This is a genomic window from Bradyrhizobium sp. MOS003 (assembly GCF_003020125.1).
Classification (GTDB): domain Bacteria; phylum Pseudomonadota; class Alphaproteobacteria; order Rhizobiales; family Xanthobacteraceae; genus Bradyrhizobium.
Genome location: NZ_PYFW01000006.1, coordinates 178,857 through 194,317 on the forward strand (window position 1 = coordinate 178,857; position 15,461 = coordinate 194,317).

Consider the following 15,461-nt stretch of genomic DNA (forward strand, 5'->3'; position numbering starts at 1 on the left):
GTCCTATGCCGGAATGCGCGCCCTCAGGCGTTCGCGCATCGCCCCGCTCAACAGTGGGCTTGCGAGCGTGCCGACCGCGGCCAGCCAGATCGCGCATTCCACGACGAAGTGCACGAGCCCACTTCCCGGTACCAGCACGATGATCGCCTGCCCGATCAGCCAGCCTGCGCCCACGACAATGACGGCCATGAGCAACAGGAAGGCAATGTGCCTGAACGGATGGTGCAGAGTCTGCCGCATGACGATCAGCGCCAGCAATCCGAACTGGAGGAGGATGTCGCTCGCGACCACGGCGAGTGCTGCGCCCAGCGGTCCGAGCTGTGGGATCAGGACGAAGGACAGCGCCAGGAAGACCACGAACTGGAGGCCCTTGGTCCGGATCAGGAGATCGCCGCGATTGCTGTGATTGGCAAAGACCAGAGCCAGCAGCGATGGCGCGACGGCCGCCGACCCGAGCAGCAGCGTCACCGTGAGCGGCGCGTCATAGGGGATGCTGCCATGGGTCCACAACGCGAAGAAATCCGGCCAGAACGGCAGCAGGCCCGCGACGATCAGGCAGGCGAGGCCGGTCACGAACACCGAGCCGTGGGCGTAGAGCCGGCGCAGCCGATCCTTGTCGCCGACCGCATGATCGTGGCCGAGCTCGGCGGCGAGCGGCAGCGTCACCTGCAGGCAGAGGCCGCGCACCAGGCTTGCGATCACGCGCGTCAGACCCCATTGCGCCACTGCGACGCGGTTCGTGACCAGCGCGGAGACCAGCAGCACCGGGACATTGACCAGCGCAAGCTCTGTGATGTTGGCGACCGCGAAGGGCACCGCGCGGCCGAACTGCCCGACGCTCCAGCGCAGCGATGGCGACACCAACGGCGGCTTGCCGGCGCGGCGCAGGAACGGAAACAGTCGCGGCGCGTCGAACGCAGCGATCAGGATCGCGAACAGTAGCTGCATCGACACGAAGGCGACCGCGACCGCAAGCAGGCTGCCGAACCATGCGAGCGCCGCGAGTTGGGCAATCTGTCCGAGCAGCAGCGCGGCGTTTTGCAGCCAGACCGTCCGGCCATAATGGCCGCGAACCCGGTAGAGACCGGAGACGAGGTTGGCGGGCACGGTCAGAAGCATGCCCAGAATCATCACCAGCATCGCAGCGTCGAATGTCGGCGTGGCCTGAAAGCCGAGCACGGCCGATGGCGGCGCGAGGACCACCGCTGCGCACAGCAGGACACCCAGCACCACCACGATGGCGAAATAGATCCGCATCAGCGCCGCGTAAACCTGGGCCGTGCGCCCGTCGCAATCGACGCAGGCCTTGAACGCGAGGAAGCGGTTGATCGCGCGAAGCTGCAGTCCGGCATCCGCCACGACGACGAGGCTTCCCGCCGCATAGATCGCGAGCCAGGCCGCGAGCATCTCGCCGGTCCACACATGCAGGAAGGCCGGAATGAGCAGGAGCTGCTGAGACAGCCCCAGCGCCATCTGGACCAGGTTGGCGGACCAGCCCTTCATGAGGCGGCGGGCGCGACCGATGCCGCCAGGCCTGCTCGAACCGTCGGCCGTGCCGGGCGCGTCAATTTGCTTGTCGGTCAAGCCGCGTCCTTCCCGTCGAGCAATCGGCCCCGCGCCTGCCAGCGCTCAGAGCCCATCCGACTCGCCGTTCTTCGGCGTCGAGCGCGGCACGAAGGGGGAGAACGACGGATCAGCCGGGCCCGGCATCGTCAGCCTGTCACCGGCATCTGCGGGTGGGCTCGCGGCAGCGGCGGGCTCCGGCCGCTGGAGCACCAGCACCTCGCTGCGCTCGTCCTGCTTGAACGTCACCTCGCGCGGCAACACCGAAATGAGCGACCAGCCCGCGAGCGATTCGCCCTGCCGCAGACGCACGACCTTCTGATCAAGGCGGTTGACGAGAATTGCAATCGCATCGCCCTCGCCCACCACGGCCCCGACCAGCGACAATGGCGGCGGTGCCTCGACCAGCCTGGGCGGCGGCGCGGGACTTTCCTCGACCGGTGATGCAGCGACCGCGCGCGGCGGCGGCCGGCGCATGGCCGAGAAGATCGGGCGCTCCTGGGTCGCGGTCAACGCCGTGAGCGGCACCGACCACAGCGGATTGCCGCGGGGGACGGGTTTGCCCGGCGCCTGCGGAGCGGGCCGCGCGATCGGCTTCATGGTTCCGACATCGACACTGTCAGCAGGATTGTCCGCCGCGTCATCTGACAGTACGTCCACGCGCGATGAGGTGGCCGCCATGGTCCCGGCTTTGCCCAGAAACATGCAAAGCGCGGCCAACCCTGTCGGCCTCAGCCACCCGGACATCGACATTCCCCTGCGACCACCGGCCGTGCCACGCGACGGCGAGGCATCGGCGCCAAACTAGTTCCGATCCGCGGCATCATCAACCCATCCTGCCCAACCCGGCGAGAAGGCCATTCTTTCCAGCACCTGTTGGAATGCATGAAAATGTTGTCGGATGGCCAGGATGGCAGAAAATGCTGCGTGGAACAGGGAGGACGGGAAGATGGCGTGAGCCCGGCTCAAAGCGATCGGTGGGATCATCGTTATCGTCGGCCCGTCACATCAAAAATGCGAAAACAACCCCATGCACAGTAGACGGCGACTGCATTATCAATGGCTTAGCGGGTGCACTCATGACAGTTTTGACCAAGCGATTTGACACGTCGGGCAAAACACCGGCATGGCGTCTTCGTTACGGTGATGGTCCGCGTCGCCCCTTTCCCACCACCACGAGCCGGCGGCCTCCACGGCGGCCCTACTTGTGCAGCCAGACTATTTCGTTGCCAGAGCGCGCTTCGACACACGGCTGTCTAAGCTCTCGGGGACGCGTGGTGCGCTGCCCTCGCAAAACCGACTGATCCGGCCACAGACCGCCCTGTTGTCCTGCAGGGGGCTAACACTATCACTCATACCACGTCGATCGACGCGACCCGCGCCGTCAGCTCAGCAGGAAGCCATGTTCGTGCGGGTTGTGCAGAAAGTCGGTCAGGATGTCCGTCACAGCCGCCTCGTGGCTTCCTGCCGGTTGCGTCGACTGCCCTGACCCAGTCTGCGTATCGGCAGGCGCGGGCATGGCGTCCGGTAGCTCGATCGGGACGGCCGATGAGTTTCCGCTCTGGGTGAAATTGAACGCAAAGCCGTCACCGGAGCTCCCGAGCCCCGCAGTGGCGGGCGGCGCTGCGCCGATGGTGCCGTCGCCATTGAGATCCTGGTAAAGGGTGGGCTCCAACGCCTTCAGAGAGGGGTCAGTTCCCAGCACCTCGGGGGCCGCGGCGAGCGTGGTCAGGAAATTGCCGTTACTGTCGGTGCTCCAGACGGAATAGTGAGCGTTTGCCGAGTTCTTCCAGACCACGTCGTAGCCGCCGCCCGAGACCTTCTCGGCGCCGATCACTGACCACGTGCTGTAGTTGGCCGCGATCACCGCTGCGCCAGCATATTTCAGGGTGGGACCGGCACCGGCCGTGTCGTACAGATAGTAGTTGCCGCTGTACAAGACCGCACGGGTCGCCCCGAACGCCTCGATCGTGACGCCATTGACGGGGACGACGGGGAGGCCGATCGTGCCGTCGCCGTTGAGATCCTGATGGAGCGTCGGCTCCAGCCCTTTCAGAGACGCGTCCGTCCCCAGCATCTCGGAAGCCGAGCCCAGAGTCGTGATGAAGTTGCCGGTGTTGTCCGTGCTCCAGACCGAATAATGGGCATTTGCCGAGTTCTTCCAGACGACATCGTATCCACCGCCCGTCACTTGCTCGGCGCCGATCACCGACCACGTGCTGTAATTGGCCGCATTCACGACGGAGCCAGCGTATTTCAGGGTGGGTCCGCTGCCGGTCGAGATGTTGTTCAGGTAATAGTTGCCACCGGACAGAACGGTCGCAGTCGATCCGAACGCTTCGATCGCACCGCTGCTGACAGGCGGAGCAACGGGGACTCCGGTGGTGCCGTCGCCGTTGATGTCCTGGTGGAGCGTCGGCTCCAGCGCCTGTAGCGACGCATCGGTGCCCAACACCTCGGGCGCCGAGGCGAGCGTGGTCAGGAAGTTGCCATTGGCGTCCGTGCTCCAGACCGAATAATGGGCGTTCGCCGAATTCTTCCAGACCACATCGTAGCCGCCGCCCGACACCTGCTCGGCGGCAATGACCGACCAGGTACCGTAATTGGCCGCGATCACAGCCGCGCCCGCATATTTCAGCGTCGGTCCACTGCCAGTCGAGATGTCGTCCAGGTAATAATAGCCGCTAAACAAAGCCGCCGCGGTCGATCCGAACGCCTCGATCGTGACGCCGGCGATGGTGACGGCGGCCGAGCCGATCGTGCCGTCGCCATTGAGATCCTGTTGCAGTGTCGGCTCCAGCCCTTTCAAGGCCGAGTCTGTCCCCAGCATCTCCGGACCCGAACCGAGAGTCGTAATGAAGTTGCCGGTGCTGTCCGTGCTCCAGACCGAATAATGGGCATTTGCCGAGTTCTTCCAGACCACGTCGTAACCGCCGCCCGACACCTGCTCGGCGCCGATCACCGACCACGTGCTGTAGTTGGCCGCATTCACGACAGACCCGCCGTATTTCAGGGTGGGTCCGCTGCCGGTCGAGATATTGTTCAGGTAATAGTTGCCATTCGTCAGAGCTACGCTGGTCGATCCGAACGTCTCGATCGCGCTTGGCACGAGGCTGGAGGCGGCCACCGTGGCGCCCCCGAACTGGAAATACTCGACGCCGGTGACGGTATCGGTGCCGTCGGGCGAACCGCTACGCAGGTCGACCAAGGTGAAGGTCTGCGTCGTAGCGTTGTACGAAATCGTGTAGTTGGCCCGGCTACCCGAATACACCGCGGTGTCGGTGCCCGAGCCGCCGATGATGGTGTCGTTGCCCGCCCCGCCCGTGATCGTGTCGTTGCCGCCGCCGCCGTTCAGCGTGTTGGCGATGGCGTTGCCGACGATGGTGTCGTTGCCGGATCCGCCGATGGCGTTGTCGATGTAGGAACGTGCGTCGCCGTTATAGAGATAGGAATTGTAGACGTTGCCCGACGCGTAATGGCCATCGCCGAGATACGCCAGTTGCACGGAGGAGAACACCGACGAGGCACCGGGATTGAGGTTGATGCTCAAATTCGTCGTGTAGTTCGAGAGGTCGTAGGTATCGACGCCGCCGCCGTCCCATACCGTCTCGTAGATGCGGTTAGCCGAGCCGCCGACGCCGCCGCCCGGCGCGAGTTGCCCGACACCGTTGATGAACTCCTGGCCCGTGGTCGAATTCCAGGTGTAGACGGTGTTGCCGCTCTGGGTCGCGTAGTCCGCGCCGTACATGGTCTGCAGCGCGAGGATATCGTTGGCCATATAGGTCTGCGAATATCCGTAGGCTTCGTTGGTGTAGCCGGACGTGGTCGAACCGCCGACATAGCTGCGATAGCTCATGACGGTGTATTCGCTGTCGTCATGCGCGCTCGGCACCGCGACGTTGGCTGGGCCGCCGGCCTCCTGGCTATGCTTCAGGCCGAGGGCGTGGCCGAGCTCGTGAAGCGCGGTGGTGAAGTAGTAATTGCCGAGCTTGGCCAGCGAAAAATTGTACTGGGTGCCGAACCAGATGTCGCCGCCAGGGGCATAATTGCCGGGGTAGTAGGCGTAGGCGGTCGGACTGGCCGCCGGCGACTGCGCGACCATGATGTCGGCGCCGTTCGTGCCCGCGTACTGGATGTCGGCGTTGGTGTAGCTGAGGATCAGCCCGATCGCGTAATTGATCGCCGCCTGAATCTGCGTAGGCACCGCGGAGAAGCCGGACGTCGTCGGCTCGCCGTTGCCGCCGCTATAAGGATTGGCGTAGTCGCTCGTTGCATCGGGAAAACTGTAAGTGATCGTGCCAGACCATTTGGCCCCCGACAGCAGGCCGTCGATCTCGGCGTTGTTGGTGGCACTGACGTTAACAGCGGTAGCCAATGGACTCTCCAGAGCAACGCATCGCGCGTGATTCGCCGCGACGGCAATAATTCTAGCTTGAGAGTTGAACGTTTGGTTTAAATTGGGCAGCTGCGCCCGCGTTCTTCTATAAGGCTTCGTTAGCCATCAGATCCCGTAGTCATACGGGAGCCCGGCAGCGGCCCCTGGTCCCGCGGCACCCGTAGTTTGCAGGGCTTTTCATGCCACGACGCTCACTTCCGGCCGGCTTGTTCGGCGCCCTGATCGCGCTCGCCGGCCTGGACCATCAAGCCTTCGGAGGACTGCCTGTCATGGTTGAAAAGGCCAAAGCGGACGACAACGGCAAGGCGGCGCGTGCGCCCTCCATGCCGATGGCCCGCGATCCCGCCGTTGCGGTGGCAGAGGAATACGAGGCCGCGCGCCGCAAGGGAACGCGTGAGGCCCTCGAGCTCTTCATTGCGCGCCACGGCGACGCCCCCCTGGCCGAGCAGGCGCGCGCGGAGTTGAAGCGCTTGTCGCGGTGATCGCTCGGACACCACATCAGGCATGGCATTTCGGCAGGCGGCATCGGCGCCGGGCCGGCTTGTCGGGTGATCTTTCGGCACTATGGTAGGCCCGCAATCTGTCCCCGGAGCCTCTCAAAATGCCTTTTCCGCATGCCTCGGAAGCCCTGTCGCGCTTCACCGTGCTCGATCTGACCCGCGTCCGCTCCGGGCCCACCTGCGTGCGGCAGCTGGCGGACTGGGGGGCGAATGTCGTCAAGATCGACGCGCTGACCGAGGATGCCGGCGGCGAGCAGCCGGGCGGACCTCGCCGGGGTTCCGACTTCCAGAATTTGCACCGCAACAAGCGGGCCATGACGCTGAACCTGAAGGACGAGCGCGGGCTCGCCTTGTTCAAGCGCCTCGCCGCCAAGGCCGACGTCGTGGTCGAGAATTTCCGGCCCGACGTGAAGAAGAAGCTCGGCATCGACTATGACAGCCTTGCCGCGATCAACCCGCGCATCGTCTATGGCAGCATCTCCGGCTTCGGCCAGGACGGCCCCTATCACAAGCGGCCCGGCTTCGATCAGATCGCACAAGGTATGGGCGGGCTGATGTCGATCACCGGGGCGCCGGGCGAAGGCCCGATGCGGGTCGGCATTCCCGTCGCGGACCTCACGGCGGGCCTGTTCTGCGCCATGGGCATCCTCACCGCGCTGCTGGAGCGCGAGGTTTCGGGCAAGGGACAGTGGGTGCAGACCTCGCTGCTCCAGGCCCAGATCTTCATGCTCGACTTCCAGGCCGCGCGCTGGCTGATGGAGAAGGAGGTCGCCAAGCAGGCCGGCAACAACCACCCGACCAGCATTCCGACCGGCGTGTTCAGGACGTCGGACGGCTATATCAACATCGCCACCACGGGCGGACGGATCTGGGAGCGCTGCGCCCAGGCGATCGGCGCGCCGGAGCTCTATAGCCATCCGGACTATGCGACGGCACCGGCCCGCTCCAAGAACCGCGACGCGCTCAACGCGGAGATCGAGAAGCGCACCTTGACGAAGTCGACCGACAGCTGGGTCCGCGAACTCAACGAGGCCGGCGTACCCTGTGGGCCGATCTATGCCATCGACCAGATGTTCGAGGACGCGCAGGTCAAACATCTCGGCATCGCCCAGGATGTGCCGAACCACGAGGACCGCCACATCCGCCTGGTCGGCCAGCCCGTAACGCTGTCGCGCACGCCGAGCAAAATGGTGGCGCGGCCGCCGGATTTCGGCGAGCAGACCGAAGAGGTCCTGAAGGAGTTCGGTCTCAGCGCGGACGAGATCGCAAAACTGCGGGATGCCAAGGTGGTGTGAACGCTCGCCTGACGAAAAAAGCCCGGCGCGCGCCGGGCCTTTTGGCCTCGGATGGCCGCGCCGCCGCTCAAGTCCCGCTGAAGCGGTAGTTCACGCCGACGCGCAGGATGTTGTCGGTGATGTGCGAGCGATAGCCGACGACGAGCGGCGCGCCGCTGAGCGCGATCACGGGCGTTGCCAGCGAACCCGACACCGTTCCGAGATCGACATGGAGATATTCGAACCTGGCGCTCCAATTGTCGGCGAAAGCGCCTTCGACGCCGGCGCCCGCACTCCAGCCGAATTTGGTCGTGCTGCTGCTGAAGCTCGCCGCAACCGGCGTGAACGTTCCGCCGTCGGCGCCGGGAGTGCCGCCGACATTGATCGCGCTCACACTGCCCGAGGTGGAGACCCGGCCATAGGCGAGACCGCCGGTGCCGTAGACCAGCACGCGCGGCGTCACGACAACACCGAGCCGGCCGCGGACGGTGCCGAACCAATCGAGCTTCTGGGTGAGATCGAACGTCACCGGCAGCGCGGGATCGAACGTGTTGTCGCCGCGATGGCCCGGCGTGCAGACGCCGTCCTGCAGACCGTCCGGCGCGCCGGCGCACAGCGCGCCGAGGCTGCCCTTGCGGCCGCTGCCCTGGAAATCAGCTTCGAGACTGAGCACGAACACGTCGCGCTGCCAATTGTAGCCGAGCTGTCCGCCGCCGGTGACGCCGTCGAGATTGAACGTGCCGGCGCTCGAACTGAGCGGCGCGTTACCCCCGGCGTTGATGAAGTCCACGGCCGTGGCCGAGCGGCCCCAGCCGTAGCCTATATTGATGCCGGCGTAGAAGCCGCTCCAATTGTGGCCGGGATCCGCGGCCACCGGCGGCGCCTTGGCGGTGATGTGCGGCACCGCGAGATCAGCGGCAAAGGCGCCCGGCGCGAGCAGCATGGCGATCGCGGACGCAACCAGCAGAGTTCGTGTCATCAATCTTCCCTCGGAAAAAGGCACTGCCTGATCGCCGGCGCGCAAGATGCACGGGCGATTCAGTGCGGCGACCCTAGGGAAGAACCGATCGGCTCGCGTCCTGCGATCGAATGTCGGTCGTTCGGAGGATCAGAGCTCGCGATCGCAGCGGACTGCTCGCGGTGCCGGACCGATGGAGGCCAGGCAGAATCGAAAAGCCCGGCACGAGGCCGGGCTTTGTTTGTTGTTTGACGCCTATGTCGATTTCAGTATCTCGCGACCACCGGGCTGTCGAACTGGTAGTTGATGCCGGCGCGCAGAATGTGATCGGTGAAGTGGGACGAGACACTGGCGCTGATCGGAAGCGTCGGCGCCAGGGTAAAATTGCCGGTCGAGAAGCGGCCGAGATCCATGTAGAGATATTCGAGCTTGGCGCTCCAGTTCCGGGTGATCTTGCCTTCGACGCCCGCGCCGACGGTCCAGCCGACGCGCGTGGTCGAGCTCGAGCCGACCGAGGCGATCGGACCGAACGGCGCGACCGTGGTGAAGCTCGACAGCGTGCCGGTGGTCTTGATCTCACCGAAGGCGACACCGCCGGTGCCGTAGAACAGCACCTTGGGGGTCGCGAGGATACCGACACGGCCGCGAACCGTGCCGAACCACTGGAGCTTCTGATCGATCGCCAGGGTGGTGCCGGCGAGGCCGCCGGGCGGAAGGAACGTGAAGGTGGGAAGACAGGGCCCGGCGACAGGCGGCCCGGCTGTGCCGACGCAGGAGAAGCCGGCGCGGCCCTTTTCGTCCGACCATTGCAGGTCGCCCTCGATGCCATAAACCCAGTTGGCGCTCTGCCAGTTGTACCCGGCCTGGCCACCGGCAATGGCGCCGTTCATGTCGAAAGAAGCACTGGTGATGGAGCCGGCGGGCGGCGCGATCGGCGCGCCGGTTCCGGAGTCGAAGAAGGAGGCGTTGGAGCGCGAGCGGCCCCAGCTGTAACCGGCATTGGCGCCGACGTACCAGCCGGTCCAGCTCCAGACCGGATCAACGATCGGCGCCTTGACGTAGGGACGCGCCGCGAGATCGGCAGCCAGTGCTCCTGTCGCGAACAGCGACATCGCCGCCGCCATTCCAATCACGATCCGCTTCATGGGTAACCTCTCCGCACGATTTTGTGATCGGAAACTTACGCCAGCTTCGGCCCCATGGCTGTGCCGCGGTAGCAACATCCGGAAACAATCGCGGCGTGTGGTAGCCCGGACTACAACGACATCGCCCTCGCATGCCATTGAAATCAAAAGACTTATGCTTAGGGCGACGTCGCCCTCGTCCGTTGCGTCCATCCGACGCGGGACAGCACGCCGTCGATCACCGGCCAGAACAGCAACACGATCGCCAGCGTCGAGATCGAGCCAACCAGGCCGTTTGACCAGAACACCTTGAGGTCACCACCGGAGCCGATCATCGACAGGCGGAAGGCATCTTCGGCGCGATTGCCGAGCACGAGCGCGAGGGTGAACGGCGCCAGCGGAATGCCGATCTTCTTGAAGACGTAGCCGACGATGCCGAAGCCGAGCATCAGCCAGATGTCGAACATCGCGTTCTGGATCGCATAGGCACCGATCGCGCAGGACACCACGATCATCGGCGCCACCGCAGCGAACGGCACGCGCAGGATCGAGGCGAAAATCGGCACCGTCGTCAGCACCAGCACGAGGCCGACGACATTGCCGAGATACATCGAGGCGATCAGGCCCCAGACGAAGTCCTTGTGCTCGACGAACAGCAGCGGACCGGGATTGAGACCCCACACCATCAGGCCGCCGAGCAGGATCGCTGCGGTGCCCGAGCCTGGAATGCCGAGTGCCAGCATCGGCAGCAGCGCCGCGGTGCCGGAGGCATGCGCCGCGGTCTCGGGCGCGAACACGCCCTCGATGCGGCCCTTGCCGAAGCTCTCGGGATCCTTCGAAAAGCGCTTGGCGAGGTTGTAGCCCATGAAGGACGCCGCGATCGCCCCGCCCGGGGTAATGCCGAGCCAGCAGCCGATGAAGGAGGAGCGCAGCAGCGTCGCCCAGTATTTCGGCAGGTCCTTCCAGACGCCAAGCACGACGCGGAGCGAAATGCTTGCGGCGTGTCCGCGCAGCGCCAGCCGCTCCTCCATGGTCAGCAGGATCTCGCTGATGCCGAACAGGCCGATGACCGCGACCAGGAAATTGATGCCGCGGAGCAGTTCGGCCGAGCCGAAGGTCATGCGCAGATTGCCCGACACCGTGTCCATGCCGATGCCGGCGAGCAGCAGCCCCAGCGACATCGAGATGACGGTCTTGTGCTTGGCCTCGCGGCCGAGGCCGACGAACGAGCAGAAGGTGAGCAGATACACCGCGAAGAACTCGGGCGGACCGAACTTCAGCGCAAAGGACGAGATCATCGGCGCGAGGAAGGTGATCAAGAGCACCGCGACCAGCGAGCCGATGAAGGAGGAGGTGAACGCCGCGGTCAGCGCCTCCGCCGCCCTGCCCTGCTGCGCCATCGGATAGCCGTCGAAAGTGGTCGCCACCGACCAGGCTTCGCCGGGAATGTTGAACAGGATCGAGGTGATCGCACCGCCGAACAGCGCACCCCAGTAGATGCAAGACAGCATCACGATCGCCGAGGTCGGGTCCATCGTGAAGGTGAGCGGCAGCAGGATCGCGACGCCGTTGGGACCGCCGAGGCCGGGCAGCACGCCGACGAAGATACCGAGCACCAGCCCGACCATCATCAGCACGAGCGTCTTCCACGTCAGCAGGACGGCAAAGCCGTGGAGCAGGAGACCGAAAGCTTCCATCGCGAAACCGCCTAGCGGCCGAAGGCCGCTTCGAGCGGCCCTTTCGGCATGATGACGTCGAAGGCGACATCGAAGGTGACGAACATGATCGCAGTGAAGAGGAAGGCGGTCAGCAGCGACTTCCACAGCGCGATCTTGCCGACGAAGCGCATGAAGCCCGAGATCAGCAGGAAGCTCGCGACATAGAGGCCGAGGAACTGCATCACCAGGCAGAACAGCAGCGTCGGCACGAACACCGCCAGCACGCGGCGGGCCTGCGCGCGCGTGACGAAGGTTTCGGACACGGTGCGACGCGCCAGCAGGGCCACGATCAGGCCATAGAGGCTGCCGCCGCCGAGGATGACCGAGAGATAGAACGGGAAATAGCCGGGTTCGGGCCCGGTCGAATCCCAGGACGCGCCGGTGCGCCAATTGTCGTAGCCGAGCGTGGCGGCCAGCGCGATCAACAGCAGACAGACGACGATCTCGACCGTGCCGGAGGAGACGACCGAGGGCGAGTCGTCTTCAGGCGCGGTCGGATCGTCGACGACGATTTCCAGATCGGTTTGGGACATGCTCTGCCAAATCAAGTTGCGCCGTCATCATCCGCGGAAGCGGATGATCCAGTACGCCCTGCAGAAGCCGCATTCGAGTTCTGTGCAATACTGGATGCTCTGCCTTCGCGGGGCATGACGCGGAGGATATGCTTACTTCGCGACGAAACCGGCTTCCGTCATCAGCGACTTGTTCAGCGCATCATCCTCCTCGAGGAACTTCACCATGTCCTTGCCGGTGAGGAAGATCGGCTTCAGCGCCTGCTTTTCCATGTACTCCTTGTACTCCGCGGTCTGCGTCACCTTGTGGAAGAGATCGACATAGAACGCCTGCTGCTCCGGCGTAACCTTCCCGGGCAGGAACATCGCGCGCAGCATCAGATATTGCACGTCGACGCCCTCCTCCTTGCAGGTGGGGATGTCGGCCCAGGACTGGGTGTCCGTCACCTTGGTGGTGTAGGAGATGCGCTCCTTGTCGAACACGCAGAGCGGACGCACCTGGCCGGCGCGCCAGACTTCCAGATTTTCGGATGGATTGTTGACGTTGGCCTCGGTGTGGTTGCCGACCAGCTGGGTCGCGGCCTCGCCGCCGGACTTGTAGGGCAGATAGGAGAACTTCGCACCGGTCTTCTGCTCGAGGAAGACGGTCAGCACGTGATCCTCGCGCTTGGAGCCGGTGCCGCCCATCTTGAACGGCGCGCTCGCGACCTTCGCGGCCGCGACGAACTCCTTCACCGTCTTCGCGCCGGCGCTGTTGTCCCAGAGCACGAACTGGTCGAGCGCGACCACCGAAACCGGGGTCAGCTCACGCCAGTTGAACGGAATCTTCGCCGACAGCGGCAGCATGTAGATCAAGGAATAGGCGATCAGCACCTTGTTTGGATCGCCCTCGCTGGACTTCATGTACATCAGCGCTTCCGCGCCCGAGGCGCCGCCCTTGAGCGAGACGACGATCGGCTGCTTCATCAGATTGTTCTTCTGGATCGCGGCCTGCATCATCCGCGCCATCTGGTCGGAGGCGCCGCCCGCACCAGCGGCCACCACGATCTCGACAGGCTTTGCCGGCTCCCAGCCGGCAAATGCCGGCGTGCTCAACAACAGCGCCGTCGCAGCGGCGACGGCTTTCACTGGAATTCGCACGAGTTTCGCCCCCTGATGTTTTTTTGAGTTGTAGTGCGGAAGAATTCTATCCCTGCATTGTGCGGACTAAAGCTGACGAGTGCAAGCGGCCGGGCAATTGGGCGCATATGACTTTCGACGGACGACGTCGATAGCGCATGCGCTTCACTTGCCCTTCCAGACCGGCGTCCGCTTGTTGAGGAAGGCGTCCATGCCCTCGCGGAAATCTTCGCTCATATAGGCCTTCAGGATCAGATCCTCGCCCTCTTCACGCGACAGCGTGCGGCGGATGCGGCGTACCGCTTCCTTGGTCGCTTCCAGCGTGAGTGGCGCGTGGCTCGCGACGAGCTTTGCTGTTTCGTCCGCGCGGCGCTGCAGCGTCTCGACGTCGGGCACGATTTCGGTGAGCAGGCCGAGCGCCAGCGCTTCCTGCGCCTCGACGAGGCGCGCCTTGAAGATCATGTCCTTGGTGCGGGCCGGTCCGACCAGCGCGACAACACGGCTGATGTTGGACATCGACAGGCAATTGCCGAGCGTGCGCGCGATCGGAAAACCCATCCTCGTCGTCTCGGTGCCGATGCGCAGATCGCAGCAGGCCGCGATGCCGGCACCGCCGCCGGTGCAGGCGCCGGCGATGGCGGCGATCACGGGCACGCGGCACTGCTCGAGCGTGCCGAGCACGCGGTCGATCCGCGCCTCGTAGTCGAGCGCGTCCTGCGCAGTCTTGAAAGCGCGGAATTGCGAGATGTCGGTGCCGGAGGCAAAGGCCTTGTCGCCGGCGCCGGTCAGGATCAGGGCCTTGATCGAGCGGTCTGCGTTGATCTCGGTGCAGATCTCCGCCATGCGGTCATACATGGCGAATGTCATGGCGTTGCGCGCCTGCGGGCGGTTGAAGGTGATCCGCGCGATGCCGTCCGTGACGGAGTAGAGCAGGTCTTCATTGGTCGTCGTCGGTGCGTTCATCGCGTTTCTCACTTCACTGGACGTTTTCAGGCGGCCTGAGCCTTCAAGCCACCTGGGCTTTGGTCATCGGCACCACGTCGCGTCCCTTCAGGACATCCATGGCTGCCAGGACTCCGCCGCTCCGGTGCGGGATCTTTGCCAGATCTAGGCCCATCTCGACGCCGGCGAGCGTGCCCATCAGCATCAGATCGTTGAAGTGGCCGATATGGCCGATGCGGAACACCTTGCCCTTGACCTTGTTCAGCCCGGTGCCGAGCGACATGTCGAAGTTTTCCAGCACGACCTTGCGGAAGGCGTCGGCATCGTGGCCATCAGGCACGCGCACGCCGGTCAGCGCCGGTGAGTGGGCGGCAGGATCGATGCACTGCGTCTCCAGGCCCCAGACCTTGGCTGCCGCGCGCGTTGCCGCGCTGTGGCGCTTGTGGCGGGTCCAGACGTTCTCCAGCCCCTCCTCTTCCAGCATCTTGACCGCTTCGCGCAGGCCGTAGAGCAGATTGGTGGCGGGCGTATAGGGGAAGGTGCCGAGCTTGTTGAAGTTGATGACTTCCTGCCAGTCCCAATAGGAGCGCATGCCGGGGTTGGCCTTCGCCACCGCGAGCGCCTTCTCCGAGACGGCGTTGAAGCTGAGACCGGGTGGCAGCATCAAGCCCTTCTGCGAGCCGGCGACCGAAACGTCGACGCCCCAGGCATCATGCTCGTATTCCATCGAGCCGAGGCCGGAGATGGTGTCAACCATCAGCAGCGCCGGATGCTTGACGCGGTCGAGCAGCTTGCGCACCTCCAGCGGCGGCGTCACGCAGCCGGTCGAGGTCTCGTTGTGCACGACGCAGACCGCCTTGATCGCGTGCTGCTTGTCGGCGCTAAGGCGCTTCTCGATCTCGGCGAGGTCGGCGCCATGGCGCCAGTCGCTCGGGATGAAGTCGACGTCGATCTTGAACTTTTCGGCGATACCGCGCCACAGCACGGCGAACTGGCCGGTCTCGCACATCAGCACCTTGTCGCCCGGCGCGAACACATTGACCATCGCGGCTTCCCAAGCGCCGGTGCCGGACGAGGGGAAGATGATCACGGGCTGCTTGGTGCGGAACACCCGCTGCATGGCGGCGAGAACCGCAAAACCGAGCTCGGCGAATTCCGGACCGCGATGGTCCAGCGTCGGCATGTCCATCGCCCGCAGCACCCGGTCGGGCACGTTGGTCGGTCCTGGAATCTGTAGGAAATGCCTTCCACTGTGCACGGTCATCGGCGTCCTTCCCGGTCTTTGAGGCTTGTATCGACGTGAGCGTCGGGAGGCCCGGATTCGGGGCTCCCGCGAGCCGCTCGCATATCACTAT

General features: G+C 64.7%; 12 protein-coding genes. 2 read left to right on the plus strand and 10 right to left on the minus strand.

Translation table 11 applies throughout. The features are described 5' to 3' along the window. Positions 1–3: 3 nt before the first annotated feature. From C7G42_RS25070 to C7G42_RS25080, 3 genes are all read right to left on the minus strand, one after another. Positions 4–1,584, minus strand: coding sequence for a lipopolysaccharide biosynthesis protein (locus tag C7G42_RS25070; protein ID WP_106951611.1), 1,581 nt, complete (start codon positions 1,582–1,584; stop codon positions 4–6). Between the two features lie 45 nt (positions 1,585–1,629). Then, on the minus strand, positions 1,630–2,244 hold the full coding sequence (locus C7G42_RS25075; RefSeq protein ID WP_245427940.1) for a hypothetical protein: 615 nt from the start codon (positions 2,242–2,244) through the stop codon (positions 1,630–1,632). 703 nt (positions 2,245–2,947) lie between these two features. Further along, entirely contained in the window at positions 2,948–5,938 is a 2,991-nt protein-coding gene (locus C7G42_RS25080) for a M10 family metallopeptidase C-terminal domain-containing protein (RefSeq protein ID WP_106951613.1), read from the minus strand. 290 nt (positions 5,939–6,228) lie between these two features. On the opposite strand from C7G42_RS25080, the gene C7G42_RS25085 reads away from it, so the two are divergent. After that, positions 6,229–6,441 carry a hypothetical protein gene (locus C7G42_RS25085; RefSeq protein ID WP_502694235.1) on the plus strand — a complete coding sequence of 71 codons (213 nt, stop codon included), beginning with the start codon at positions 6,229–6,231 and terminating at the stop codon, positions 6,439–6,441. Between the two features lie 119 nt (positions 6,442–6,560). Further along, positions 6,561–7,754 (plus strand): CaiB/BaiF CoA transferase family protein, encoded by a 1,194-nt coding sequence (locus C7G42_RS25090; RefSeq protein WP_106951615.1) that lies wholly within the window; start codon positions 6,561–6,563, stop codon positions 7,752–7,754. 67 nt (positions 7,755–7,821) lie between these two features. On the opposite strand, the gene C7G42_RS25095 is transcribed toward C7G42_RS25090, so the two are convergent. The 7 genes from C7G42_RS25095 to C7G42_RS25125 all read right to left on the minus strand — a co-directional run bounded on the left by C7G42_RS25095 (position 7,822) and on the right by C7G42_RS25125 (position 15,370). After that, positions 7,822–8,712, minus strand: coding sequence for an outer membrane protein (locus C7G42_RS25095; protein WP_106951616.1), 891 nt, complete (start codon positions 8,710–8,712; stop codon positions 7,822–7,824). A 245-nt stretch (positions 8,713–8,957) separates the two neighbouring features. After that, positions 8,958–9,836, minus strand: a complete 879-nt coding sequence (locus C7G42_RS25100; RefSeq protein WP_106951617.1) for an outer membrane protein — start codon at positions 9,834–9,836, stop codon at positions 8,958–8,960. 158 nt (positions 9,837–9,994) lie between these two features. Further along, positions 9,995–11,512, minus strand: coding sequence for a tripartite tricarboxylate transporter permease (locus tag C7G42_RS25105; protein ID WP_106951618.1), 1,518 nt, complete (start codon positions 11,510–11,512; stop codon positions 9,995–9,997). An 11-nt stretch (positions 11,513–11,523) separates the two neighbouring features. After that, the gene (locus tag C7G42_RS25110) at positions 11,524–12,066 is read right to left on the minus strand and encodes a tripartite tricarboxylate transporter TctB family protein (protein ID WP_106951619.1); all 543 of its coding nucleotides are present in this window, start codon (positions 12,064–12,066) and stop codon (positions 11,524–11,526) included. Positions 12,067–12,198: 132 nt separating this feature from the next. Next, the gene (locus tag C7G42_RS25115) at positions 12,199–13,173 is read right to left on the minus strand and encodes a Bug family tripartite tricarboxylate transporter substrate binding protein (RefSeq protein WP_245427942.1); all 975 of its coding nucleotides are present in this window, start codon (positions 13,171–13,173) and stop codon (positions 12,199–12,201) included. A 156-nt stretch (positions 13,174–13,329) separates the two neighbouring features. After that, a complete protein-coding gene (locus C7G42_RS25120) occupies positions 13,330–14,127 on the minus strand; it encodes an enoyl-CoA hydratase/isomerase family protein (RefSeq protein ID WP_063203002.1) in 798 nt (265 codons plus the stop codon). 43 nt (positions 14,128–14,170) lie between these two features. Continuing rightward, positions 14,171–15,370: a pyridoxal-phosphate-dependent aminotransferase family protein gene (locus C7G42_RS25125; RefSeq protein WP_106951621.1), complete on the minus strand. Its 1,200-nt coding sequence runs from the start codon at positions 15,368–15,370 to the stop codon at positions 14,171–14,173. Positions 15,371–15,461 lie beyond the last annotated feature (91 nt).